The sequence below is a fragment of the Flavobacterium sp. KBS0721 genome, from assembly GCF_002007065.3.
Classification (GTDB): Bacteria; Bacteroidota; Bacteroidia; order Flavobacteriales; family Flavobacteriaceae; genus Flavobacterium; species Flavobacterium piscis.
Genome location: NZ_CP042170.1, coordinates 3,083,491 through 3,109,109 on the forward strand (window position 1 = coordinate 3,083,491; position 25,619 = coordinate 3,109,109).

Sequence of the window (25,619 nt, forward strand, 5' to 3'; positions counted from 1 at the left end):
GTTCACCTATTTAGTAATGATTCAAATTTTTAAAAGGCTATTTTTGGCTGGATGCCCTTCATGCTAATTTATGAAAACTAAAATAATTTGTTTATCTTTTTTACTGAAAAATTAAACAATATTTAAATTTTAACAAAATGGAGCCTTTAGTATTGTATTAGTTGTAAATAAACAATAAAATAATGTAATTTTAATAATTAAAATCATACTTATTGTTTTGTGGTAAACATATAATCTGATACATCGATAACAGCCGGGATCCTGTGAGCGTTTTACCTGCAATGCTCTGTGTACTCAATTTTAGCTTTTGGCACAATAGCTGTTTCTAAATACTCTGCGCAGCTTGTTTAAGGGGAAGGGAAACTATAAATTCGGCGCCGTTTCCTTTTTTTCCTTTAGCTGTTATAGTTCCATTGTGCCTGTCAACTATCTTTTGGCAGAGTGCCAGGCCGATGCCATTTCCCTCGTATTCATTCTTGGAATGAAGCCTTTCAAAAGCACCAAATATTTTCTGTGCATAAAGCGAATCAAGTCCTATACCATTATCCTTAAAGGAAATTTCAACCGAATCAACCGAATCGATATTCTTTAGAACCGCAGTAATTATAACCCGTGGAGGCTGGTCTGCTTTTGTGAATTTCAGAGCATTTTGGATAAGATTATAAAACAGCTGCTGAATCAGGATAGGGGCACCCTCGAGCTCGGGAAGATCGTTTATAATCAGGATGGCCCCTTTTTCTTTTATGATAAGCTCCAGATCTGTTTTGATGTTCTCCAACAGGTCGTTTAGAAAAATATTTTCAACGGGCTGTGTGCTTTTGTCTATAGTAGAGTAGGCAAGGAGTCCTTCAATGATGCACTGCATCCGATTGGCAGAATGGGCAATTTTGTTTAAGTGCATAACAGAGCGGTCCGGAAGCTGGCCTGCAGTGTCATTTTTTAGGAAGTCATTGAAGATTTTGATTTTCCTGACCGGCTCCTGAAGGTCATGGCTCACTACATTGGCAAAATGCAGCAGGTCATCGTTTGATCTTCGAAGTTCGATGGTGCTTTCCTGGATCTTTCTTTTCAGTGCCGCCTCAGATTCTTTTTGGTCCTGTATATCCTGAACAACCCCTAAGATTGTTAACGGGGTACCTTTTTCATCTTTTATGATTTTTCCAAAAACCTTAACCCATTTCCAGGAGCTGTTTTTTTGCAAAATTCTGGCTTCGTAGCAGACCACTCCGTTTTCAAGGGCATCTTTGTGCGCTTTTTCCAGAAGGCTGTGATCGTCCGGATGCAGTTTTGCTATAAGGGCATCGATGGTAATTTCAGAGTCGGCGGCCCAGAGTTTTTTAAAATTATCAGAGGTTGTGATCTTGTTTCTTCCAAGGTCGATTTCATAGGTACCCATACCGCAGGCTTCGATGGCCATGCCCAGCATTTCGCCGGAATTTATTATCTGGCTATTTGCCTCATGCAGTTTGGTTGCTTCCGTGCAGGTATGTACCACGCCGTAAGCTACTCCTTTTTCATTGCGAAGGGCAGTAAAGCTATAATTAAAAAAAAGCGGTGTTGATAATCCCTTTATAAGAATATTAATTTTTTGGTCATAGGCCTTAAAAGGTATTCCTGTTTTCATTACCCGCAGGATTTCCTGGCTGATCGAATCCTGCCCGGGCTCAGGGGCAATATCAGCGAATTTTTCGCCGATCACCTGCCCGTCCTTATTCCATAAATTCCTCATGGCTGCATTAGCAAAGGAAACAACTAAATCCTCAGTAGTGTAAACTGCGGTGGGCACCGGCGTTTGCAGTGATATATCCTGTAGAAAATTTAAGTTATGCTGCACAATTGTTAGTCTTTATGGTTTACGCTAAGGTAGGGTGCTGGCTAAAGAGTTGTGTTATACAATTTAATGTCGTTGGTTGTAGAACTCCAACCTAATTAACCTTCTGAGCGTTATATTCTGCGTATGTAAATAAAAAAACACATACTTTTAATATTACTGCTTTTTTGAAATTTTTATTATGCATTTATATAGTACTTTTGGCAATTGTAAACACCGCCTACTATGACAAGCCCTAAAAATTCTGCCGTAACTTCTGGCCTGGAAGAAAAAGAGCCACTGAAAATTATACTGGCCGAGGATGATAAGGATGACCAGGAATTATTTATGGAAGCCCTTGATGCGACCAATGTCCCTTCTGAGGTAACAACTGTAGAAAACGGCGAGGAATTATTGAGCACACTGAGAGATCCGGATGAACCAAATCCTGATATTGTTTTCATTGATATCAATATGCCCGTTAAAGGAGGCAAGGAGGCGTTGGCAGAAATAAAGAGTGATAAGGAACTTAAGGATATCCCGGCCGTTATGCTCTCCACGTCCAGCCATCCCCGTGATATTGAAGAGACTTTTAACAAAGGGGCAAACCTCTATGTACAGAAACCAAGTTCTTTTAGCGGCTTTATTCTGGTTCTGAAAAAAGTATTCGTACTGCACTGGACAAAAGCTCTGCTGGATCCGGTAAAAAATATCTTTTTTGTTTCTGAAAAGAATATATCCCATAAGGATTAAATAAAATTCAATCAGGGTGCCTTTGAGATGCCCGATTATAGTATTGTAAAATAAAAATCTCAATTTTAGTGCATTTTCCTTTTAAAGGGCTATCTTTGAGCAATTAAATACATTAAAATGCAAGAAGGTACAGTAAAATTTTTCAATGAAGAAAAAGGATTCGGATTCATAACTCCAAGTAATGGAGGAAACGAAGTTTTTGTTCATGTTTCAGGTCTATCGGAAAACATTCGTGAAAACGATGAAGTACGATATGACATTGAAGAAGGCCGCAGAGGTCCAAACGCAGTAAACGTAGTGATAGCATAATATACTATAACGGTTAACTTATAAAAGGCATCTGCTCAGCAGGTGCCTTTTTTGTTTTATGTAATGTAAGTTTGCTTTTACAATGAAAATACTAAATTCTTTTCAAGGTCTGGGATATCATTGTACTCTCTAACTGTTAAATATCCGAGAGTTTGGAAGACTCAGTGGCCTCGACGATGCTTTTTTCCCTCAGGATTGTTTTTTTGTCCTAAGCATCCTCCAGGTAATCCTTCTGGTAGTCATTCAGGCGGTCGGCTTCTCCGGTACCTGCTCCGGCTGCATGCTTCCCGAACCGCTGTAGGCACTGTTGGCATTTTCATTAGTGTTCTGCTCGTCCTGTTGCGTGTTTTTATTCGTTGCCATGATTTTCAGTTTTATCGGTTTTCTCCTTATGGTTTTCCAGCAGCTCACGGGCCTGCTTGAGTCCGGTAGCTATGGCAATTCCTTCTTCTGCACCGTCCTGAAGCAGGGCATTGGCGATCTCGACAGCCTTTTCCCTTACCTCTGCTGGCTGATTTTTATAGGATGGGGGATAATCCCTATGATACCAAGGCATGACATTAATTATTTTCTGCCAGATAATCCCTGACATCATCAACTCTGGTACCTGCGGCCCTCACGGCTGTTTTTAATGTTTCCTGTGGCACATTGAACTTTTCAGACCAATACTGCACCTCATAAGATTCGTTTATATTGATCTGCGAATCATCTGCTTTTCCGGTTTTCGTTTTATCATCCATGATTTTTAAATTTAATAGTTTACCCAAAGTTACTTTCAAAGATCATAATACTGTTATACTATAAATCACGATTTTTACAGGATTGCTATGATTACTAGTGGTTTACGTAGCTATCATGAGCTCAATCCTTTTCAAATAAAAAATAAGGATGTAAAAGAGGTTACAATACCACAGCGCCCAGGGTTATAATTACTTTTCCTTTACCTGCCGAAAGGTAAGGTTGATGCGCGGCAGCACTTCCCGGGCTGTTTTGGGCACCTGATGCTCCCAATAGGTATTGGTATGTCCTGCCATAAGAAGGAAAGTACCGTGATGCAGGGGGATTTCAATCTGGGGGATGTGCTTTAGGAATTTATGGCGCAGGCGGAACAGTCTTGTTTCCCCAAAAGTAACCGAAGCAATGTTCATGTCCTTGTTGGTGCTGGTGGTTTTATCGCTGTGCCATCCCACCCCGTCATTGCCGTCCCTGTAAAGGTTAAGCAGCACGGCATTGAACCGGATATGGGTATGCTGCTGCACACGCTCCCTGATCCGCAGCAGCTCTGAGGGCCAGTGGGGATTTGCCTTACGCTCGGGTCTTCTTGACTCGCCGTACCATGTGATCATCCTGGGAGCTGTGACCACCTTGTCGTACATGGGCATTTCGTATTGCCTCCACTGGGAATTATGGTATAAAAAATTATAGTAATAATCGGATTCTTCCTTGCTGAAAAAATTATCGATCAGCATCAGGTCCGCATCAGGGACGTCAAAAGTTCTTTTACCGCCATTGCCTGATGAAAAAATTTCAGTGTCATCAAATAGCATCATCTTTTCTGGAATTTAATTTATACTCATTTTATTATCTTTATTGTCACCTTTCATCCTTTTAGTCTGCGGTCAGAGCTTTATGGTTATATGTTTGGGCATGTCGGGCTAAACCCGAAACGCCCGGCTTCATAAAAGCACGATGTTACAGCACCCCTTTCACCGCCTCCAATGATCAGAGGTATCTGGTCGAGTTCCGAATTGGCAGTCTTTCACAGGACAAGAAAAAACGTATTTATATCAATGTGCACAACCGCCCTTCTACAGTCTTCTTCTTTAATACAGGATAAAATTATTATATTTTGTAACAAAAATAATTGCGCTATATGTTCTAATTTGTAACAAATTTAAAGGCTCAAATTTTTCGTATAGTTGAACAGCATGTAAACAGTGGAATTTTGCTGAAACGGCATACATCAAAAAATGTAAAAAGTTATTTTTTTAATGTGTTTTTTCTGAATTAAGAATTATCTTTGCAATCCAAAATCGAACTTGAATATCATTATGCAGTTTTAACAATTGCGCTGGCCAATTAGTTTGGAATACCGTTTATCCGGAGTAGTTTTCTTTGGTGTAAATTTTAGTAAAAATGGCGTTTGAAAAGTACAATTCTAAAAGATTTATTTACCTGGCGGATGACGACAGCGATGACAGGGAGTTCTTTGCTGATGCGGTTCTTGAAATTGAACCTGATGTTATTTTAAAACAGGTCCCCGACGGCATGCATTTGATGGATGACCTTCTTGCGCTGTCAAGTTCAGGGCTTCCCGAATTTATTTTCCTGGATATCAATATGCCCGGCAAATCGGGACTGGAATGCCTGGAGGAGATTAGAAGCAGTGAGGGGGTGCTGAAAGACTTGAACATTGTGATGCTTTCCACCAGCAGTGATCCGGAGAATATCCGCAGGGCATCAGAGCTTGGCGCTACATTCTATGCGGTAAAGCCCAGCTGTTTTGAGAGGCTCAAATCCCTGCTTGAAGAAGTGCTTTCGATGAGCCTTGTTGGGACTGTGGGGGAAAAGAAAAAGTTTCTTTTGGTTTAGTTTCGTTTTAGGAGGACTAATCGGATATTCAGAATTGTTACCGGAATCTAATTTGAATGATTGGTATGGTCAATTGTATATTATATTAATTCTTTTTTTTTAATATTATTTTTCAGGAGCTTTTCCCACTATACCTTCCAATCTTTTGTGCCGAACCAGACACAAAAGGATTTCCACTGCACACGAGCGAAGCGAACTGGTGAAGCAATCGGGGCCGGGGTAGTTGAATCTGTTTTTTAGTGGCTGTCATTTAATTAAAAGTATTTTTCTTCCTCCAGTTTTTGTTTCTCTCTTTCATTTTGGAATATAAATTCGGTTTACTGACGAGAAATACGATTAAAATGGTATGCTAAAAAATAACGCTCCATTTCCGCAAATTGATTCCGCATTCATACTGGTACCTAAACATTTTTGTACGATTGACCAGTGGATAAAATAGGGTTGAAGTTCATATAAGCGCCACTATTTAGACAAATAGAAAAAATCTCAGAAATGGAAGGTAATTCAAATTTGCTAAAGAAATCGTTTAGTTAAATGGACATATTTTCAATCTCACTAAGAAAACAGAGATAATTTATTTATATTTATACATTTTACACTTTAATGTTATGGATAACACCGAAGAACCTATGCCACACGACGAATTAGGGCGTCTGGCAGCATTAAAACGCTATAATATTCTTGATACCTTACCTGAACACGCTTTCGATGACGCAACGAAGCTCGTCTCTTATATTTGCGGCGTGCCCATCGCCCATATTTCTTTTATAGATGAAACCCGGCAGTGGTTTAAATCAGAAATTGGAATAGGAGTATCGCAGGTGCCCAGGGAAATTACTTTTTGCAGGTATACCATTATGGACTCAAAAATGGTGGAAATACCCGATACCCATGTAAACGCACGATTTAAGGATGATCCCAATGTTACTGGTGGCTTTAAGGTGAGGTTCTACGCGGGTGTTCCGCTAACAACTCCCGACGGCTTTAATATAGGAACTATTTGTGCCATAGACCATGTCACTAAGGAGCTGAATGAAAACCAACGAAATGCACTTTCAATAATTGCAAAGCATGTAATAAATCAACTGGAATTAGGAACTAAAAATTTCCAGCTTGCCACGCAGAAAAAAATCGCCGAGCGTGCCGTGTTGGCAAAAGATAGTTTTTTGGCCAATATGAGCCATGAAATAAGAACCCCGTTAAATGCATTAATTGGCTTTACAGATCTTTTGGCGCAAACGAGGCTGGATGCTCTTCAGAAAGATTATATTGATAGTGTACAAATTGCCGGAGAAAATCTTCTCCTGATAATTAATGATATTTTGGACCTTTCAAAGATCGAATCAGGTAATTTAGTTATAGAAGCACAGCCATTCAATTTAAAAAAGGCACTCAAGCATATTTATGATTTACTAAAAGTAAAGGTACATCACGGAATTGACTTCAATCTTTTCCTGGATGCCGATATGCCTGAAATTGTAGTTGGTGATCAGGGCAGGCTGAATCAAATATTGGTTAACCTGACGGGGAATGCCCTTAAATTTACAGAAGAGGGAGAAGTAACTGTTTCTGTAAAAATGATTAATGAAACAGAAGATCATTATTTGCTTCGATTTTCAGTTAAAGACACCGGTATTGGTATACCGAAAAATAAACTTTCGACTATTTTTGAACGATTCAAACAAGCCGAAGAAAGTACCACAAGAAGATTTGGCGGTACAGGGCTTGGTCTGAATATTGTAAAGCAATTAGTTGAATTACATGGCGCTGAAATTCAGGTAAAAAGTAAACAAAAAAGAGGCTCAGAATTTTTCTTTGTTTTGAATTACAGAAAGGCAAAAGATATAGAGACAATAACTGAATTAAATTTAGAAGGTAATCTGGGAAAACTTAAGATATTGGTTTGTGAAGACAATATTCTAAACCAGAAATTGGTAAAAAGCGTCATTCAAAATTTTGGTTTTGAATTGGACATTGCCGAAAATGGTGAAGAAGGTATAGATTTTTTATCTAAAAAAGAATATGATCTTGTATTAATGGATCTTCAAATGCCAGTTAAAGACGGCTATCAGACTGCAGCATATATAAGGAACGAAATGAAATTATCGATCCCTATTATTGCCATGACAGCGCACTCTCTTGTGGGAGAGCAGGAACGCTGCTATGATGTAGGTATGGATGGTTATGTTCCCAAACCCTTTAAGCAGGCTGCACTTTTGAAAGCTATAAAAATGGTAATGAACAAAGATGGCAACACGTTAAAAAAGAGAAGAATAGATTTTTCTTATTTGGATGAAATGGCATATGGCAATGCAGACTTTAAAAAAGAGATGATTGCCCTTTTCATAGAAAAAATTCCTGCTGAAGTTATTCAACTGCAAGAAGCATTTAATGAAAACAACGCTGATAGAGCAAAAAAGCTGGCGCATAATATGAAATCCAGTTTAGACGTGTTTATGTTAACGGATCTTAGTAATTGTTTATCTATAATCGAGCAGGAAGCTATATTAGGAAAGTTTACAAGTGAGGCTGCCTCTCAGATGAATATCCTGAATTGCGGACTTAACGAAGTAGTTAAAATTCTCAATGAGTTATGATAAAAGGGAAATATAACCTAGCTTTACGTTATAGCCAAAAGTCATAAAACTTAATTTGCCCCAAAATCAATAATCTATGAGAATTATTTTATCTGAAGATAATGATATTCTGCGTAAATCATTATCCTTTTTTCTGGAGTCAAAAGGATTTACTGTCGATCAGTTTTCTGATGGACAAGAGGCGCTGGATGCTATTGAGGCCAATAACTACGACTTGATTCTGACCGATATCAACATGCCAGGGATAAGCGGAATGGAAATTACACAATATGTGAGGGAAAGTTTAAAATCTGATATTCCTGTAATTATATTTACTTCGTCGGGTATAGAACAAACTGAACTGGATTCATTTGATATTGGTGCAAACGAATTTATTGCCAAACCTGTCAGCCCTTCAGTGCTTTTAGTGAGAATTCATAAATTACTAAAAACACGCGCTTAATGAAATTTCTATATTATATAATTTTCCTGTTATTTATTTCGCCTGTTATACTAGCACAGGACATTAACATGGATGCCATTATGGCTAACGCAAAACGTGAGGTGGAAAAAGGCAATTACGATACTGCATTGTCGTTACTTGAACCTTTAAGCGCAAAATTCCCTGAGAACGAAGAAATAAAAATTTATGCCGGACGGATTTACAGCTGGAAAAAAGAGTACAATATTTCGATAAGGATGCTCTCGCCCATGGCAGACAGCAGTAATCCTGCTCCGGATGCCTTATTGGCCATTATTAATGCGTATTTCTGGTCAGGACAGTTTGAGAAATGTATTCATTATTGCGATAAATATTTGGCGATAGAACCTGATTCGCTTGATGTTTTGAGAATTAAAGTAAATTGTCTGGAAAAATTGAATCGAGACAGAGAAGCATTGGCTATTATTGAAAAAGTTTCTATTGCAGATAACAGTACCCAGGGCTTTAAAGCAGTGCGCACACTAATTGGAAGGAAAGCAAAAAATGCAATAGCTGCTTCTTATCTGAATATCTCAACATCTGATCCCGGACAATCTCCATTGCATTACGGATATCTCGAATACTCTCATAAGTTTATAAAATCAGCACTTGTTGGCCGAGCCAATGTAGGACATGTGAATGACGATACCCAAATGTTGCTTGAAGCGGATTATTATCAAACCTTTTCGAAAAAAAACTATTTGTATGTAAATGCAGGGGGTTCAACAGGGGAGACTGTATTTCCTGTTTTAAAGGCTGGTGCCGAATATTATTTTGTTCCGCAAAAAAGATTTGATTATGCTCTTGGTGTCCGATTTATGCATTTTGAAACAGAGGATGTAACTTTGCTAACCGGTCAGCTGGCCTATAATATCGCTGCTTATACTGTTGCCTACAGGCCTTATTATGATACAGGTAATGAATTATTTTCTCATGTTTTAAGCCTGCAGAAAGTAAATGATGAAAAAGAAAGTATTTTAAGGCTGGAACTGCAATATGGAAATGTTCCCTATCTGTATCTTTATAATAGCCTGACTCAGCCTTTGAGTTCCTACAGAGCAGGTATACAATATCAGCATCGTATTGGCGGGTCCTTTTTTATCAGGCCCGTATTTCTTTATGAGTACGAAGAATATTTGCCTGGTGAATTCAGAAATAGATTTAATGTTCAGGTAATTGCTACTAAACGCTTCTAATATGGAACTATGGGAACTTTATAAGAGTGGTATCTGGGTAGAGCCTTTTTTAATTCTGTCCATATGTCTTTTTATACTGACATCGATTGTTCTTTACCTGTTAATTATCAGAAGCAGGAGCAGAAATATAAAAAAGAACAGGCTTCATGCCCAGTACAGTTTAGTTATTGAAAAATTAATGTCTTTGGTAGTTTTTCAGGATATTCCTTTTTCAGAAATTAAAGAAGATCAAAACTTCAGCAAACTTTTTAAAAAGGCTTTTTTCAGAGAAGTTATGATCGATTCTATTATGAATCTTCACAAAAACTACGAAGGTAATTTTGCACAAAAGCTGGAGGAATTTTATAATGATTCAGGTTTGATAAAAGATTCTTTTAAAAAACTTAAAAGCCTCAAATGGGAGGTGAAGTGTAAAGGGATCACAGAACTTGCAGAAATAAATTGTATTGAAGCTTTTGACAGGATAATAAGAGCATCTAAGGCCCGGAATAAAGCTTTAAAAATTACAGCCATCAACGCTTCCATCAAGCTGGGAGGTGTAAAAAGCATGGCCTATCTCACGGAGCATCCTTATCCTATAGATGAGTGGACACAGATAAACATTATTGGCGCTTTTAAAAAGCATGATATCGGTGATACAAAAGGCGTTGAATTATTGCTGGAATCTCAAAACACAACTGTCATTTCACTTGGGCTAAAGCTTATTAAGGAGCTTAAATTGACACAAAAAATTCCTTATCTAACAAAGTTAGTTGCCAATGCGCCCAATATATCAATAAAATACGAGGCCCAAAACCTAATACAGCTATTAACTGTTTAAAAGTATAAACGATGGCATTTTTTACTAGTGAACTTTCATTTTTTTTTGAAGAATATTTATTGCTGATAATTGGGTACGCCGTACTAATTATGTCTTCGTATCTTATATTAGCCCACCTTTCTACCAGAGAGATGACAAAATATCTCAAAAAGAATAGTTTTGTTGATTACAGCGTACTTCTTACAAGTGAATTTGCGCCAAGCCTTTCATTGATTGCTCCAGCCTATAATGAAGGGTTTACAATTCAGGAAAATGTAAAATCGTTGCTTTCCCTTAACTATAACAATTACCAGGTAATTGTGGTCAACGACGGAAGTAAGGACAATTCTATGGAAATCCTTATTAAAACTTATGATCTTATCCTTAGGGAGCTCGATATTCATCCAAAAATTGAAACAAAAAAAATCAGGGGTATTTATGTCTCCAGGAATGCAGCTTTTAAAAAACTCCTGGTAGTGGACAAGGAAAACGGAGGTAAAGCCGACGCCCTGAATGTCGGACTTAATATCGCCCAGAATCCTTATGTGGTATGTATTGATGTTGACTGTATTCTGGATAAAGATGCGCTGCTTAAACTGTCAAAGCCCTTTCTGGAATCGTACGGGAAACGTATTATTGCCACCGGCGGTGTGGTGAGGATAGCAAACCAGTGCGTCATAAGAAATGGCCGTCTGGTTGAGGTAAATATTCCAGATGTTATGCTCTCCAGAATTCAGGTTTTAGAATATTTAAGGGCGTTTCTTCTTGGCAGAATGGCCTGGAGCAGGCTGGACGGGCTGTTGCTGATTAGCGGTGCGTTTGGTGCGTTTGATAAGGAAATTGCTTTGCTGGCTGGAGGATATAATACTAAAACCGTGGGTGAAGATATGGAACTCGTGGTGAGAATGCGCCGTTATATGCTTGAGAATAAAATACCCTATGGAGTCAGCTATATACCCGATCCTCTTTGCTGGACAGAAGCGCCCGAAGATTTTAATATATTCAAAAAACAGCGCAGCCGCTGGATGAGAGGTACAATCGAAACACTTGGCCTGCACAAGAAAATGATTCTAAATCCTAAATACAAATTGCTTGGAATGATCAGCATACCTTATTGGGTATTGTTTGAATTCCTGGCTCCCGGAATTGAGTTTATCGGTCTTATAATAACAATTATATTTATGATATTAGGTTTAATTAAGTGGCATTTTTTCTTATTATTGGTGCTTTTTGTTTATTTTTTTGCTGTCATGTTTTCCGTTATTGCCCTTTATAGTGAAGAACGCTCTTACCATAAATATCCAAAACAGGCTGATTTTTTCAAACTTTTGATAGCGGCTTTCATAGAGCCACTGTATTTTCATCCTCTAACGGTATACGCCGCCCTTGTAGGTTACAAAGAAAAAATAAAGGGAACAAAGGGTTGGGGAGAAATGACCCGAAAAGGTTTTAGCAAGAAGTAAAGAAAGGTACTTTATCCGCCAAAGAATATTTCCTTTAATTCTATATTTTTTTGCAGGAAATCTCAGTACATTAATATCTTCGCCGGGAAGATTTAGTATTGCCCGGTGCACTATGACCAGTTTCATTTCCGGTACTTTCATCTTCCTGAAGCTCCTCATTGTTAAGGTGCCCAATTTCGAATTCCTTCTTTACGTGATTATCCTTTTCGGGCGCTATGGTCTCAAAGCAATCTTTTTCAGCCTCATCGCTCTTCTCAGTATCCATATCATTTTGAGACCCCTTTGAAGGGGCATTCTCTATTAGGTACTTTTCTATGTCCTTCCCCGTTATGTCTTTGGGGTCGCTGTCGGGTTTCTTTTAAGAGTTTTCCGAGTCATAGGGGTTGGTGTTTTTAGCTGTGCTTTTTGGGCCTTTGATTTGGTTTTGAGAATTACGGTGGCCCTTGTCGTAATTTTTCGTTGTATGGGAATTTTTTATTTTATTTGCTTATCACTGAGTTTTAGCTTATTATTTTTTAGGAGCTTTTTCCCGCTATACGTTGCAAACGAAGTTCATTGAACTCCAATAAAATAAAAAGTATAGTGAAGTAATCTTTTGCGCCGGACCCCCGCACAAAAGGATTTCTACTGCACATGAGCGAAGCGGACTGGCGAAGCAATCGGGGCTAGGATTCGGTCTGGTGAAGCAAATTTGTTGTTTTATTTAAAAATACGCTTTACTATTATACAAAACATTCTTATTGGCTATGGCGTCTTTAATGCATTTTTTGTTGTTTCATTTTATAATATGAAACCTTTTTTTTTAAAATTAAGTTGGCCCTTTCTGTAAATTTACAATTACCTAAAAAGAAATATTTTTTCAAATACTATCCTTTACCCAAGTACCCAAGCTCACATATTTCTTTTTCTAGTTTTGATATGTTTAGGTAAGAAAAGTAGTTTTAAATGTTATACTTTTAATCTAACTTTAATAATCGTAAATTATGGATCAGGATAATATATTAAATAAGTTAAAAAAAGCAAAGCAAGAACTTATTTTTAATCACGAAGAATTGGAAAGATGTACTAAGGATCTTAAAACTGCTAATGTAAATTTGAACATTGTTGAAACAGAAAAAGAGTTGAACATGGAAGAATTTAACAGTGGTTTAGAGCAGATGATGTTTGCAGTTTCTCATAAGGTTAGAAAGTCGGTTGCCAATATCCTGGGGCTTTCAAAATTGTTGTGTGAAGATGTAAATCTTGGAAATAATGAATTGAGGGAAATTTTAAGTTTGATTATTCAATCTGCTGAATCCCTGAATGCTTCGACAGAAGAATTATCGAACTTTATCTGTTTAAAGAGACGGACTAATATGTGAAATTTCTGCGCCAATAGGCTTTTAATCACTTGTTTTACTTTTCCTGATGCTATTTTATTATAGCTTAGAACAGCTGATTTACTTTTGGGTTTGGATGAATCCCGTATCATATTAATTTTAAGTCCTGCCCGCAATCTTTAAAGGACCTCTCTGAATTAAATTTTGTTGATATGCCCATTTAATACTATCAATTTTGACAATTGACTTTATTATGTTTTTTTGTTTAATGTTTTTTTAAAAAAATTAAACAAAAATAATCATTTTTTACCTGTATATTCGTCTTAAAATTAAAAACTAAAGTGTATTAAAAATTGATACAGGTATTTACTTTGCCATCTTTAACGGGATAGAAAAAATGCTAAAATAGCAAGTGCAATTTATGTTAACACTGGATTCACTTCTCCATTAAAGGAATTGATTAAAATGGGGTGGTCATTTTGAAGTGAAATTAGGCGCTCACTTTAAAACGGATTTGGGGACCAGTATCACTGGAACTTTTCGGTTCTCTTTATTCAGAATACCCAAATTTGGCAATAAGGAGTAACAGTTATTGTTTAAAGATTATAGATAAAAGTATGGCTAAAATTGCTTTCTATTTAAAAATTAAGGAGTATCGGGAAAAAAAATATACTCAGGAGTACATGGCTATTCAGATGGAAATTTCTCTTAGAGAATATCAAAAAATTGAAACAGGAAAGGTTGATTTAAAATTATCAAAACTCGATAAGTTGGGAAAAATTTTTGGTATTAAAAAAAGTGATTTTTTTAAAGAAGAAAATTTTTAATTAGCAGCCAATATTTTAGGTAATGTTTCAGATTTGGGGTCTATCGGATTTTGTGACAACTATGTTTAAATCGCTCTGTAAATTGATTGCTTAACTTTAACTTTAAGTGGTTGAAAATTTATATTTGATTCTGAGAGATACGAGAGAATCAAACTTAGTTTTTTATAAAGTGTATTTTGAAGAATCATTTAGTTTAGTAAAATTTAAAAAGCTTCAAATCGGATGTCCCTCTTTTTTTAATAAAGAAAAAAGTAAAAGACGTTTTTCCTATTTAAATTTGGAAAAACTAAAATATCCGATTTAATATGATTTTTTTTAACCGGCAAATAGATAGGTTGTGAAATTTAAATGAATCAATCATAACAGTTTATTCAAAAGCCATTTTTTGCAATATTTTCTTTTAACTGTTTACATTCAATTTCATTGATGTTTTTTAAATGTTTATTTATTATTTCCACGATAAATGGTAAATTGATTTATCAAAATTTATTAAAAACAATGATTTATAGAATCTGCACAAGAGTTATTAAAATTGTACCGAACAATAACGAAATTATAGTTCTGGTAAATTTACCTAAAGCTTGAATTTCTTCGCTAAAATTGATTTGTAAAGATTTCCGAACAACCTCTTGATGCAAATTTGAAGACCATTCCATAACATACTATAAATTATGCTTTGAAAATATGCCATTGAATTAGGAGACTAAATGATATATTTTAGTTTTTTGCAGAATGAAGTCGAATTAACATAAATTTAATCTTGAAACAGCTGTTAAAAAACAAACTCCCTTGGTTTATAAGTTACGTAGAATTATTTTTAAGTAAGTTAATTGGTGTTAATTATCAAAAGATTAAAGTCTCGACATGTAGTTTGTCGGTTTTAAGTTGCATCTTATCGGAAACTTCATTAATTCGATATAAAATCTTTAATTCCATTATAAATTTGCACTGAAAATAAACAAAAAAAACAACTTTATTTTAATTAAATTATCAATGAAAAAAATTATTTTGGCTTCTATTCTTATGTTAGGCCTTATTACAGTAAATGCTCAAAATGTTACATTAAATGTAAATTTAAGACCTATTCAGACTTTAGTAGTTAACAATGCTCAAAAAATAGTAAATCTTGACTATGCTACTCAGGACGATTACAAAAATGGTGTATCTTCAACAAACACAGATCACTTAAATATTTACAGTACTGGTGGTTTTCAGGTAAAAGTAAAAAGTGCAAACGCAACAATGCAAAACGGAGGTAAGCATATAGATGCTAACACTATCCAAGTTAAGGCAACTGCTGGTTCTGATGCTGTAAATGATGCCCAATATTCTCAAAATGTTCAGTTATCAAATAATGAAACTACATTGGTAACTTCAACAAGAGGCGGAGTTGATAAAAAGATAAGTATCGAGTATAAAGGTGCCGGAGCCAATGCTTATATTGACAATTATATCGCAGGACAAAACCCTACAGTGTACACCACTGAACTTACTTATACTATTGTAAGTCAATAATCTTTTCAGGTGAGAATAAATCAAAATGTCACAAGAAATTGTGGCATTTTTGATTTAGTTAATTTTATTTCACTTCAATTAAAGTCCCCAACAGAATTTTTTTAAACTACATAAAATGAATAAACTTGCTTTACTTTTTTGTTTTTTAATTTTTCAACTACATGCGCAAACTGGTATTTCTGTTTCTCCTCCAAGAATTTATTTTGAGTCGAAACCCGGAACGAGCAGTACTCAAAAAATTACGGTAACGAATGTCAGCCTAAAAAATACTTTGGATCTTGCCGTGAGTCTTGGTGATTGGGAGTATGACGAAAAAGGTGAAAATATGATGTACCCTTCGAATACTTTAAAAAATTCCTGTGCCAGCTGGATTTCTGTCAAAAACAATGACAATTACTTTACATTAGCTCCCGGAGAAAGAAAAGAACTGGAAGTTACCATTACACCAGCAAAGATAGACAATGACACGTTTCCTGCTCATACAGCTGTTTTATATGTAAGCCAAATGAATCCTGTGGATGATTATGATAGCAAAGGAGCAAATATCAAAGTTAGTATTCGTTCCGGAATCAAAGTTTTTCACACTTTCTCGAATAGTCTTACCAAGAAAATTGAAATTGAAGATTTAAAATTTGATCAATCTGCCGGTAACCTAAACTTAAAATTTAAAAATGAATCCCAAATTTGGGTCGATGGTAAAATTTCAACCGAAATTATTAATGTCAAAACGGGTAAAAAAGTAGTGTTGAATGATGTTGTTTTTTATACATTGCCGGGCAATTTACGTAAATTAAGTATTCCTGTTACTCAAACTTTGGAAAAGGGTTCTTATAATGCATCTGTAATTGTTGATTATGGCGATTCGTCTCAATTGGAAATGGCTGAATTAAATTTTAATTATGAATAGATATATTCTTATTATTCTCTTATGTACCCCGTTTTCTGGCTTTTCTCAGGTGTCTTTTACATCTTGGGTAAATTCCTATTTACAAATTAATTCTTATAATGGAAATACCAATTCTGATGCCTATACGGTTACATTTGCCGGAAATGGCAATTTGAATGTTCCGCACTGGAAACTTTCTGCACGATTGAAACAAAATATTGTATCTGAAGATGGCAAATTTACCATTCCTTCTAATAAAATTTCTTTTCAACCCATTTCTACAACTGGTCAGGCGTATCCAAATCCGGTTCCGACAATTTCGCAAATTGGCGCTCCTTTAAATGTTTTTTTACAAGATAATAGTGAATCCTTTTTGATTCCCAATGCTAATGCCCCTATCTATAACAATCCGCAAACGCCAAATGGTTATTACAATCTTCAGCTAAAATATGCACTGACCCTTCTTGGCGGTTCTTATTTAGGAAGTTTTCCTGCCTGGACACGATTTATTGCTCCTATAGAATTTACGGCATACGACCAAAACAATGTTATAATTGGAAAGATAAGTCATGATTTCCAATTCCAAATTGGAAATATTACTGATGCACCTCCTGCTGCAGATATACTTTCGTTAAAAATAAATACGAATGCTGCCAATGGGCTTTTAGAATTTAAAACAATGCAGGATTATAATAATGGAACTAGTGTGACTTATACAGATGGACTGTCAGTAACCGCTAACAGTAACTTTCAGATTAAAGTAAGGTCACTTCAAAGCAATTTACAATCTGCCGCCGGAAATTCGATTCCGGTTGAAGTTATTAACTTAACATTGACAAGCACTTCTAATGCCAATCAGCGCATTTTTCCCATTGTGCTTAGTGCTGCCAATCAAACTCTGGTACAGGGCAATAGTACTAATAACACGCCTTACCGTTTCGATATCAAATATTTTACACTACCTCAGGACATTCGTTTGATTGATGCAAAATCAGACAACTATACCACTACTTTACAATATGAGATTACCCCTCAATAATTACTAAAAGATGCGTTCCTGTAACTTTAAACTTTTATCAATCTTTTTTTTCTTCTTTATTCTGGCTAACCCTTTGAATGCTCAACAGATTCAGAATGCGGTTTCTATGGAGATCGAAAGGGATGCTTCTTTTCAAAAAGGGTCTTTACTGAGTTTAGTAGTTGTCATTAAAAACACAACACCGGATAAAATAAACGGAAAGATCAATTTTACCCTTCCTAAAGGTCTAAGAAACCCCGCGGCCCAAGGTTTAGAAATTGAGATGCTTGCTGATGAAACACGCCACATTCCTGTCAAATTTATAATTGAAGAAGAGGCTGCTGCCGGGTCTTCTGCAATTGTTTGTAAATTAATAGATACTTCCGGAAAATTACTTGCAGAGCAAAGCACCAATCATGTAATCGGGGTAAACAATACGCTTATTATTACTCCTTTAGAAACTTCTATTTACAGATCATCCGACAATGAACCCGTAAAGGTAAAAATAAAGGTCAGCAATAAAGGAAATATCAGGCAAAATATTACTTTAGTTTGTAAGTTTCCGGACCCGACAAATGGCAATTTATTTCTGGAACAGAATGCTGAAATTGCTGTAAAAAAAGATTCCATTTTCACTTTTACTTATCTTCCTTCAAAGCAATTGGCCAAACAATCCGGCTATTCTGTACGCATATCCGCATTCAGGAATCCAAGTAAGGAAATGTTCGGCAATACTATGGTAGAAGTTCAAAATATTGCCAGCGTGCAACAATATCAAGGTGACTTATTTATTAATTTTCTCGATGAGGCACAAAACCAGATTACCTCTACTTACAGAAGATTTGGTGGCGGAATCGATTTTTATCAGCTAAGAGGATCCGGTGGAATCAACGTTCCTTCAGGCTATCTTTTTATGCAGGGAAATGTTGCTGTAACAAATGGTCAGGAAATTCCTTTAATAACCAATACCAATTTAGTGTATCGTCAGCAACAAAACGAATATACTATTGGAAATATTAATAAACTACTTGAAATGACTCTGGTAGGACGAGGTGCAGAATACAGCCATACGTTCGAAAAAAATCAAAAAGTTGAAGTGGGTTTTGTCGATCAAAATTATAATTTAATAGAACAGGACGGCTGGCTCAAAAATGGTTACGGTTTCTTTGCCAAAGGAATGCTTAACTCTAATAACAGCTCCCGTAATGCCTCGGCCAGCTATTTGTACCGCTATGATCCGTTCGAAAAAGCAAAACATAGTTTTTTGGGAACAGAAGTTAATTATGATTTTAATCCAATCTGGAGACTGAACGCAAAAGTAAACGGTGCAATGAGTATCTATGAAGTACAAGGTTTTGTTAAACCTTCTTTTGCCGGAGAAACCAATTATTCGGGAAAAATTAAAAACTTCAACATCAACGGAAATTATTATGCAAGCTCTGATTATTATCCCGGAAACCGACGAGGAAGTATGCAGCTGCAGCAGAATATTGCTACCAACATCAAAAATCATAATCTGCACGCAAATGTCATTTTTTCTGATTTTTCGCCTAAGTTTTATTCATTTGAAACACAGCAAAAATCGACAAATAACAGAATAGAAGTAGGAAACCGTTTTCCCAAATTCAGAGATTTTACCCTTAATTTATTATATCAATATCAAGACGAAAGTTCTAATAGCTACAATCGGCTTTTAGGAAATTCAGATAATACAGCTCAAAAAATGTTTGCCAACCGTATCGTTGAACAATTTTCATGGGTTAATAATGCATCGCGGCAATCAGCAGTTTTGGGACTTGAAACCGGTATTGTCAGATATCCGATGCAGACTGATAATAATTTTCAAATGAAGATAAATGCGAATTATAATTACAGGAACTTCAATATTAATTCAACCTTTCAATCGGGCAGTTATTATTTATCTGAATATGCTTTCTCCAGTATTGCCGGCAATGGTGTAAATTATGAGAAGCTCTCATTATCTTTGTTTTACACCAATAATTTTGTAAACGACAAAGTAAACCTGAATACCGGAATTTCTTATATCAAGGATATCGTTTACGGAAAATCACCTTCTGCATTTATAAATGCCAAATATAACGCAAAAGCATTCAGTACTTTTTTCAATTCTTCCTGGTACAATTATTCTGTTGGATCTCTTAGCAATAACACGCTAACTTTTGAAGTTGGGGTAACCATAAATTTACAAAAAACAATATTAAATCCAGATCAAAAAAGTACCATCAAAGCGGTCTTATATTACGATACAAACAATAATAATCAGTATGATCCGGGAGAAAAATATGCTGCAAATTATATGATTAACATCAATAAAGTAGCTTTGCAAACCAATGCAGACGGAATGGCAACTTATAAAAGAGTGCCCTACGGAACTTATTTCTTAAAGCAGTTTACACAAGACGGCTGGTATTATGATGATGCTACCTTTGAGGTTGACAGACATTCCTACCGCCTTTTAATTCCGCTTCACCAAAGCGGAACAATGCAAGGAAAAGTTTCTTTTGCCTACAATGCCACAAAAGTAGTTGATTTTCAGCACCGCGCTTCCGGCATCTCTTTTAGCATCATGAAAAACAATCAATTGGTCAAAAAAGTATACACTGATGATGACGGCAAGTACATATCGTTTCTTCCTATTGGTGATTATGTCATTACCATCGATGAAAAATCATTGCCTGCCAATACATTTTGTGAAGTAACAAGTTATGACATCGCTCTAAAAGCAGGAGAAATAGTAGTCGTGCCTGAATTTATTATAAAAGTAAAGGAAAAGAAAATCAATACTAAAAAGTTCTCTAATTAATTCAGGTTGCCAGCCTATTATGTGTAGCCCCTAAGGGACAATACTGTTATTTTAAATTATTCACAACCAATGTAAATGGCTACGAGATATAATCTTTTAGTATTTATCTAAAGTTTTCAATAAAACAATCCGTTAGGATTTAAATATTGGTAATAAAATCGGGTTCCCCATGAGTTTCATAGTTGGCTTTTCAAGCCCAACGAATCTCTAGCTGTCAGCAGAATTTTTTTTATGCTTTATATTTCTTTATAGTTTTGTTGTAAAATTGCTCCAATCTTTTACTGTCTCCAAATAGTTTAAAATTGTATCAACAAAGTTAGGTAGATTTTAAATAATCACAACTCGGAACTATATCTTCCACTAGAGACCCGAACCAAGCTGCGCAATTTCGAATTCCCCTGTTGACGGGATTAGGTTTTTTATTTTTTAAAGTTTAGTTATTGAATAGATTTGGGCGGGCATGGACAATATAAAAATGATTTAAGGGCATTAAATTCATAACAGGGGCTGTCAGATTCACTATGAAATATTTTCAATTGTTGTCAAGCCAGGATTTCAAAGAGATGCCCCGCTCGCGGCTCACTAGTATAATTTCATTTACAGCCGGAGTCAGTTCAAGTTTAAGCTTGTAATCAAAAGACTGGGACAGTTTATGAATTGCTTTTAGGCAAATGATATAGTTTCGGGTTGCTTTAAAAAAATCATCAGGGTTCAACTCCTGCATCAATTCATCGAGTGTCTGCTTGATAACATATCTTTGGCCGGTATGGGTGGTGAGATGTACTATTTTATTTTCAGAACTAAAATAAGCAATATCAGCACTGGGTATTGTAATGAATAACTCTTTGTAGCTGATTAAAAATCGTGTCTTGTAGATATTTTTCTGCAATCGCATATTTTTTAGTATATCCACAACACTGCTGTCAATTACTGGATTCATAAAATTTTTGATCCTCTTTATACTGGAGTCCAGTTTCTTTTGCTCGATGGGCTTTAGAAGATAGTCAATGCCATTAACTTCAAATGCCTGCAAGGCATACTGGTCGTACGCAGTTGTAAAAATAACATAGGATTTAATGCTCACCCGGTTAAAGATTTCAAAGCTCAGTCCATCGGTGAGCCGTATATCCATAAGTATAATATCGGGGGCAGTCTCCTTTTCAAGCCATGAAATACTGTCCCTGACGGTTTGTAAAACTGCGACAATTACAATTTCTTCCTGTGACTGCAGGAGCATTTTTTGCAGCCTTGCAGCATTTGCTGCTTCATCTTCAATAATTAAAACAGTTATCATAAAAATATTTTTAATTGTTTAATAACGGAACCCTGACCTGAAAAGTAGCTTCCAAATCCTCTACAACAGGAATTATATCTCCCAAGAGCTTGTAGCTGTGGTAAATGTGCGCCAGGCCGATTCCTTCTCCGGGTTCTTTGGTGAATCTGGCCGATTTGTTATTGTCAACAATTATCCACCGGTCGTGGTAATTTATATTAATGATAAGTGGCGCAGTGAGGGAGAATGAATTATGCTTGATCGCGTTTTCAACCAAAAGCTGCAGGGTCAGGGGCGCAATGAATTTATTTAGATTTTGAGGATTACCCGTAATGTTGATCGCAATAGACGAGCCGTATCTTATTTGATATAAAAATAGATATTCCCTGATAAAATCAAGTTCTGTTTTCAGTACAATCATGTTTTTGTTCCTATTGGAGAGAACATAACGATAAACTGCAGAAAGATTGGTGACGTACTGCACTGCTGTTTGCTGGTTTTCCTCAATTAAAGAAGTAAGGGCGCTCAGATTATTAAAAAGGAAGTGCGGGTCTAATTGAAGCTTCAGGGCATTGAGCTCAGACTGAAGGGCCTTCTTTTTGTTCTCAATGGCTTCAAGCTGACTTTCTTTCCATTTACTAAGAAGTTCCCCGGCAGTAAAACCTGTTGTTATTAATATGGAGAATATCAGGCCCATAATTAATACCCGTCGGACAATAAGGTCATTATACCCGTATTTTTCGGGAAAATCAATGCTAAAGAACAAAATAACAAGAGCACTTATGACCAGTATTTGCAGCAGCAGCTTAAAAAAGAAACGCAGGCTTTCTTTTTTTTTCAGCACAGAGGCGGAATTAAAAATTTTAGATAACCCTATCCCTGTTTCAAATAATGCAATTGTATAGAGCAGGCAGAACAATCCCTCAATTAGGAAATCAGTATTGCTGTAGAACTTCCATTCTTTAATGTTGCTTTCATCAGAATTCAAAAGGATTAGAATAAGATTGAGAAAAACAGCAAATACCGGATATCCATATAAGCGTAAATGGTTATAGTGGCTTTTGTACATCATATAAAACTAAAATAATTCCTCACAGTGTATACCAATTTTACAAAGCTCGGCTATTATAAGATCAGAAGGGCTTTGCAGGCTTTCCACCCTTAGAATTTTATCACAATCTTCTAAATCGAAATTCCATCTCGAGTTCAAAAGTATTCTTTTAAGAACAGGTTTGGCCTTTCTTAACTTAATTTTTGTATTAACATTTGTCTTGTAGACTGAAACTATCATGGCCTGGGTACAATTAGAAGCTAAAAAGATAGGATTTTAATCCAAGCTGAAGGCTCATGCCGCTCAGGTGGGTGTCAGATCCTGATGGTACTGTTGGAAGCGTAGAGGCTTGTCCTTCCAGGGAAACAATAAAATACCGGTTAAAGATATAATTGACCCCCGCACTTGCTGAGATATACAGGTAATTTCCGGTTTTGGTGGTGTAGCTTATTGTATTTTCATTTATCAGGGCAGTTTTGGGAGAATCTATAAAAGAAGTCCCTGATCCTATCATGATAAAGGGCTGCCAGTTTTTGATTTTGTATTGGTACCCCAGATTTATCCCAATTGTGGTGCTGTTGGCCTTGGAATCTATTATAGAATTAAAGCCATTGGACTCCTGGATTGATTTGTAAGAGACGGTAGTCTGTCCAAACTGTAATTTGGCAAAATAATGCTCTTTGTAGTTCAGCTGCAGAAAAGTTACCCCGTTGGATCCAAGCTGGTTCTTGTCGTTGGGAAAACCTTTGCTGGAACTCTTAAACGGGGAGAAGACCCCAAAAGAGCCTCCGAAATCCATCGAGAAATTTTTTGATAAATCGGCTTTATTTTGTGCCATTAAAAGTGGGGTAATAAACAATAAAATTACGGTGCTTAATTTTCTCATTGATGTAAATATTCAAGATTAAGCCCGCAAGATAGACGGGGTTCGATGCTGATCTTTTAAGTATTTTACCCAATGGCTAAATTATGTTACTGAACTTAAAAATAGGTTCACTGAATTTTTTTGGATTAGATATTTACCCATCCGGAAGGATAGAAAAGACATCCGGGTACATTAAAATTTTCGCTGGGAAGATTTATGACTGCCCGGTGTACCCTGACCTGTCTCATCCCTGGTCAGTTTATCTTCTCTAAGCTCCTCATTGTTAAGGCGCCCAATTCCGAATTCCTTCTTTACGTGATTATCCTTTTCGGGTGCTATGGTTTCAAAGGAATCATTTTCAGCCTCATCGCTCTTTTGGATATCAATATCGGTTTTGGCTCGATAGTGTTGACCTGGCAATTGAAAGGGTCAGGACGAGGGTTCAGGAAGGAGGACACAATATTGAAACCGATGTTATTAAACGCAGATATAAAAACGGAATAACTAATTTGTTTGCTATATATTTGCCTATAGTTAATGAGGCATTGATTTTTGACAATACAGCTGTAAAAGCTGAATTGATAGCACAAAAAACGTTAGGCAATGATATTGAAGTTATAAATGAAATCAAGTTCGATAAACTCACAAAGAACCAATCATGAGAGAATACAAATCAACAACGACACCGACTCAGAAGAAGATTATAGAGGCAATGGATAAAGTTTCTGAAAAATTAATTGAGTTTAAAAAGAAAAATAACAGCGATCTGGTTGTTATGCAGGATGGCAAGATTGTAAGGATAAAAGCCAGTTCTTTATAAAAAGAATAGCTCTAAGCATCGACAGCTCTCAGAAATGAGGGCTGTTTTATCTTTCTATCTTTAGTAACTTAGTGTTTTTTCTTTTTCGTATCTAAAGTTTCGAACCTAAATTCGTCAGGCTTTGATATAGCTGATTTTTCATTTTTCCAAATTCCGATGTGCCACGATTCTGCCACAAAACTTAGACGGTTGAAATATCTTTAAAAAACACCTAAACTTTTTGTGGCAAAAAAAATAGCTACTCGTGAGATAAAGAACTCAGGTTTCTCATAAAAACAGCTTTGCTGTCTTTTACTGAGAATTTTAGTAAACTCTTAAACGGTGAAATAAATTATGCCCTTCTGATTTCTGTCTCTCTTTGGAAGATAATCTTATATAACCGTAATCATTTAGCTCCCTGATACATCCATCTATGGCAGGTAACAGGGCCGCTTATTTCAGCTTTATTCCGATTGATTCTCCCTTTTAGTTTCCTTTGAACCTCGTCTTACAAGTGTATAGAACTCTTTTAAATGCCACAGGCAGGGCACATATCAATGTCTCCCTTATAATGGTATATAGTAAGGAAACAGCTTTTAAGGAAAAGCCGGGAATCTGTGATTTTAGCCCATGGCTTTAACTCCACTTCCAGTGGAGGGAGTGGCTTCAAAAATGTGATTCGTCTAACGTAATTTTTGAATGTAGGAAGTGCTTAATCAGTGTGTGTTTATGATATTGAACGTATTAAGTAAACAAGGAATCCCGAAAAAGCTATTGTTTATAGAAAGACGCTGTTGTTCTGTAATAATTAGTTATTATTTAATAACTCCGAGTCACGGGATAAACTATCAGATATTTTTTAAGTGTTATGTATAGTATTTAATAGTTAGTGAAATAAAAACGTTTACTGTGACAAAAGATACATTTACTTTAACATTTTTGATCTACTTTAGCATTGCTTAAAATTTAGGATTGGAGCTTATTCATTTTATGACTTTTCTGTTTTGTTTTTGAAACCGGCTTTTTGGGGAAGGCGATGGTTTAGGATAATTTAGCTGGATCGAAGTTCTAATCCTTTTTTAAGTATTGTTATAATCGTTTCGGCTCGAATGTAGAAGATTGTTCTAGCTATGAGATTTCCTTAAGAATGATTTTGAATCACCATCATCTTATTTCATTTTGCACTTTCTCATCTGACTCAATGAAAGGTCTGAAATAAACCCTGCGTTGAATGTGGCATAATTCCCAATCACATCTCTAATT

General features: G+C 36.1%; 25 protein-coding genes. 16 read left to right on the forward strand and 9 right to left on the reverse strand.

Annotated features, from left to right (window positions below; translation table 11 throughout):
* Positions 1 to 325 precede the first annotated feature (325 nt).
* Positions 326 to 1,834: an ATP-binding protein gene (locus B0M43_RS13390; RefSeq protein WP_078008931.1), complete on the reverse strand. Its 1,509-nt coding sequence runs from the start codon at positions 1,832 to 1,834 to the stop codon at positions 326 to 328.
* Positions 1,835 to 2,056: 222 nt separating this feature from the next.
* Here B0M43_RS13390 and B0M43_RS13395 point away from each other — a divergent pair, with 222 nt between their 5' ends.
* On the forward strand, positions 2,057 to 2,563 hold the full coding sequence (locus B0M43_RS13395) for a response regulator (RefSeq protein ID WP_078008930.1): 507 nt from the start codon (positions 2,057 to 2,059) through the stop codon (positions 2,561 to 2,563).
* A 117-nt stretch (positions 2,564 to 2,680) separates the two neighbouring features.
* Entirely contained in the window at positions 2,681 to 2,872 is a 192-nt protein-coding gene (locus B0M43_RS13400; protein WP_056191739.1) for a cold-shock protein, read from the forward strand.
* 349 nt (positions 2,873 to 3,221) lie between these two features.
* Here the strand turns inward: B0M43_RS13400 and B0M43_RS13405 are convergent, their stop codons facing one another.
* The 3 genes from B0M43_RS13405 to B0M43_RS13415 form a co-directional block, all read right to left on the reverse strand.
* Positions 3,222 to 3,428 (reverse strand): hypothetical protein, encoded by a 207-nt coding sequence (locus B0M43_RS13405; RefSeq protein ID WP_078008929.1) that lies wholly within the window; start codon positions 3,426 to 3,428, stop codon positions 3,222 to 3,224.
* Positions 3,429 to 3,432: 4 nt separating this feature from the next.
* Positions 3,433 to 3,612, reverse strand: coding sequence for a DUF3606 domain-containing protein (locus B0M43_RS13410; protein WP_078007641.1), 180 nt, complete (start codon positions 3,610 to 3,612; stop codon positions 3,433 to 3,435).
* A gap of 189 nt (positions 3,613 to 3,801) precedes the next feature.
* Entirely contained in the window at positions 3,802 to 4,422 is a 621-nt protein-coding gene (locus B0M43_RS13415) for an alpha-ketoglutarate-dependent dioxygenase AlkB (RefSeq protein WP_078008928.1), read from the reverse strand.
* 586 nt (positions 4,423 to 5,008) lie between these two features.
* On the opposite strand from B0M43_RS13415, the gene B0M43_RS13420 reads away from it, so the two are divergent.
* From B0M43_RS13420 to B0M43_RS13445, 6 genes are all read left to right on the forward strand, one after another.
* Positions 5,009 to 5,464, forward strand: coding sequence for a response regulator (locus tag B0M43_RS13420; protein WP_078008927.1), 456 nt, complete (start codon positions 5,009 to 5,011; stop codon positions 5,462 to 5,464).
* Between the two features lie 608 nt (positions 5,465 to 6,072).
* Complete coding sequence (locus B0M43_RS13425; RefSeq protein ID WP_078008926.1) at positions 6,073 to 8,061, forward strand: GAF domain-containing hybrid sensor histidine kinase/response regulator; 1,989 nt, start codon at positions 6,073 to 6,075, stop codon at positions 8,059 to 8,061.
* 76 nt (positions 8,062 to 8,137) lie between these two features.
* The gene (locus tag B0M43_RS13430; RefSeq protein ID WP_078008925.1) at positions 8,138 to 8,503 is read left to right on the forward strand and encodes a response regulator transcription factor; all 366 of its coding nucleotides are present in this window, start codon (positions 8,138 to 8,140) and stop codon (positions 8,501 to 8,503) included.
* Positions 8,503 to 9,717, forward strand: a complete 1,215-nt coding sequence (locus B0M43_RS13435) for a YaiO family outer membrane beta-barrel protein (RefSeq protein ID WP_078008924.1) — start codon at positions 8,503 to 8,505, stop codon at positions 9,715 to 9,717. The genes B0M43_RS13430 and B0M43_RS13435 overlap by 1 nt, the downstream gene beginning before the upstream one ends.
* Position 9,718: 1 nt before the next feature.
* Positions 9,719 to 10,537: a hypothetical protein gene (locus B0M43_RS13440; protein ID WP_078008923.1), complete on the forward strand. Its 819-nt coding sequence runs from the start codon at positions 9,719 to 9,721 to the stop codon at positions 10,535 to 10,537.
* 11 nt (positions 10,538 to 10,548) lie between these two features.
* A complete protein-coding gene (locus B0M43_RS13445; protein WP_078008922.1) occupies positions 10,549 to 11,979 on the forward strand; it encodes a glycosyltransferase family 2 protein in 1,431 nt (476 codons plus the stop codon).
* 70 nt (positions 11,980 to 12,049) lie between these two features.
* On the opposite strand, the gene B0M43_RS13450 is transcribed toward B0M43_RS13445, so the two are convergent.
* Positions 12,050 to 12,244, reverse strand: coding sequence for a hypothetical protein (locus tag B0M43_RS13450; protein ID WP_078008921.1), 195 nt, complete (start codon positions 12,242 to 12,244; stop codon positions 12,050 to 12,052).
* 718 nt (positions 12,245 to 12,962) lie between these two features.
* Here B0M43_RS13450 and B0M43_RS13455 point away from each other — a divergent pair.
* The 6 genes from B0M43_RS13455 to B0M43_RS13480 all read left to right on the forward strand — a co-directional run bounded on the left by B0M43_RS13455 (position 12,963) and on the right by B0M43_RS13480 (position 20,368).
* Positions 12,963 to 13,340, forward strand: a complete 378-nt coding sequence (locus tag B0M43_RS13455) for a hypothetical protein (RefSeq protein WP_078008920.1) — start codon at positions 12,963 to 12,965, stop codon at positions 13,338 to 13,340.
* Between the two features lie 575 nt (positions 13,341 to 13,915).
* Entirely contained in the window at positions 13,916 to 14,125 is a 210-nt protein-coding gene (locus tag B0M43_RS13460; RefSeq protein ID WP_078008919.1) for a helix-turn-helix domain-containing protein, read from the forward strand.
* Between the two features lie 993 nt (positions 14,126 to 15,118).
* Positions 15,119 to 15,640: a hypothetical protein gene (locus B0M43_RS13465; RefSeq protein WP_078008917.1), complete on the forward strand. Its 522-nt coding sequence runs from the start codon at positions 15,119 to 15,121 to the stop codon at positions 15,638 to 15,640.
* A gap of 115 nt (positions 15,641 to 15,755) precedes the next feature.
* Positions 15,756 to 16,547 carry a molecular chaperone gene (locus B0M43_RS13470; RefSeq protein ID WP_078008916.1) on the forward strand — a complete coding sequence of 264 codons (792 nt, stop codon included), beginning with the start codon at positions 15,756 to 15,758 and terminating at the stop codon, positions 16,545 to 16,547.
* Complete coding sequence (locus B0M43_RS13475) at positions 16,540 to 17,565, forward strand: hypothetical protein (RefSeq protein WP_078008915.1); 1,026 nt, start codon at positions 16,540 to 16,542, stop codon at positions 17,563 to 17,565. Before B0M43_RS13470 ends, B0M43_RS13475 begins: the two co-directional genes overlap by 8 nt.
* Positions 17,566 to 17,575: 10 nt before the next feature.
* Positions 17,576 to 20,368: a carboxypeptidase regulatory-like domain-containing protein gene (locus tag B0M43_RS13480; RefSeq protein ID WP_078008914.1), complete on the forward strand. Its 2,793-nt coding sequence runs from the start codon at positions 17,576 to 17,578 to the stop codon at positions 20,366 to 20,368.
* Positions 20,369 to 20,900: 532 nt separating this feature from the next.
* On the opposite strand, the gene B0M43_RS13485 is transcribed toward B0M43_RS13480, so the two are convergent.
* From B0M43_RS13485 to B0M43_RS13500, 3 genes are all read right to left on the reverse strand, one after another.
* A complete protein-coding gene (locus B0M43_RS13485) occupies positions 20,901 to 21,662 on the reverse strand; it encodes a LytTR family DNA-binding domain-containing protein (protein ID WP_078008913.1) in 762 nt (253 codons plus the stop codon).
* A gap of 10 nt (positions 21,663 to 21,672) precedes the next feature.
* Positions 21,673 to 22,713: a sensor histidine kinase gene (locus B0M43_RS13490; protein WP_078008912.1), complete on the reverse strand. Its 1,041-nt coding sequence runs from the start codon at positions 22,711 to 22,713 to the stop codon at positions 21,673 to 21,675.
* A 232-nt stretch (positions 22,714 to 22,945) separates the two neighbouring features.
* A complete protein-coding gene (locus tag B0M43_RS13500) occupies positions 22,946 to 23,578 on the reverse strand; it encodes an outer membrane beta-barrel protein (protein WP_078008910.1) in 633 nt (210 codons plus the stop codon).
* 311 nt (positions 23,579 to 23,889) lie between these two features.
* On the opposite strand from B0M43_RS13500, the gene B0M43_RS13505 reads away from it, so the two are divergent.
* The gene (locus B0M43_RS13505; RefSeq protein ID WP_246860114.1) at positions 23,890 to 24,219 is read left to right on the forward strand and encodes a hypothetical protein; all 330 of its coding nucleotides are present in this window, start codon (positions 23,890 to 23,892) and stop codon (positions 24,217 to 24,219) included.
* Positions 24,216 to 24,377, forward strand: coding sequence for a hypothetical protein (locus B0M43_RS24435; protein WP_165571362.1), 162 nt, complete (start codon positions 24,216 to 24,218; stop codon positions 24,375 to 24,377). Before B0M43_RS13505 ends, B0M43_RS24435 begins: the two co-directional genes overlap by 4 nt.
* A gap of 508 nt (positions 24,378 to 24,885) precedes the next feature.
* Here B0M43_RS24435 and B0M43_RS24835 read toward each other — a convergent pair.
* Positions 24,886 to 25,002 carry a hypothetical protein gene (locus B0M43_RS24835; protein ID WP_371296048.1) on the reverse strand — a complete coding sequence of 39 codons (117 nt, stop codon included), beginning with the start codon at positions 25,000 to 25,002 and terminating at the stop codon, positions 24,886 to 24,888.
* Positions 25,003 to 25,619 lie beyond the last annotated feature (617 nt).